This is a genomic window from Flavobacterium sp. HBTb2-11-1, from assembly GCF_009826975.1.
Classification (GTDB): domain Bacteria; phylum Bacteroidota; class Bacteroidia; order Flavobacteriales; family Flavobacteriaceae; genus Flavobacterium.
This window is the reverse complement of the sequence record NZ_WUMO01000029.1, coordinates 1-656: the sequence shown is the minus strand read 5'-3', so window position 1 is coordinate 656 and position 656 is coordinate 1. Positions and strand designations below refer to the sequence as shown.

1 protein-coding gene is annotated in these 656 nt (G+C 39.6%); it reads left to right on the top strand.

The annotated features are described in order from the left end of the window. Window positions 1-656: hypothetical protein (locus GR162_RS22095; protein ID WP_202393988.1), on the top strand; the 656-nt coding region annotated here is incomplete at both ends.

Genomic DNA, 656 nt, shown 5'->3' with positions numbered 1-656 from the left:
GTCCAGTAACACCAATTACAGTTATTGGAAACAAAACAAGTGATGCTCTATGTAAAGGAGGCGCTACAGGATCTGGTACTTATACAGTTTCTGGAAATGCTGCAGTGGGAGCTTATACATTCACTTTAACATCAGGGACATTAGGTTCAGGTACACTTACAAAATCAGGAAATACATTAACATTATCAAATGTAGCTGCTGGAACATATACTGTTCAAGTTACAGACACTGCAACAGGTTGTACAAACACGGCAAGTATTGTTATTGGAGAGCCTGCAAATGCTGTAACATTTACAGCTGCTGCAAGCAATGTTAATTGTAACAATGATAATTCACAAATTACAGTTACAGCTGCAGGCGGTACGCCAAATTACACTTATGCAGCGGTAAAATCTGGAGCAGCAGCTCCAACGGTTTACGATGCAAGCAATATTGTTACTGTAGACACTAATTCTGGTGCAGATTTAGTTTGGGATGTTTATGTAAAAGACACCAACGGTTGTATTGCGAAAAATACGGTTACGGTTGCTCAAGATAATCTTCCGACTGTAACGGCTACAAACGGAAATCAATGTACGGCTTCCGGAAATTCATTTACGATTACAGCAACAGGAACAGGTTTAGCTCCATTGATGTATAGCATTGATGGAACTTCT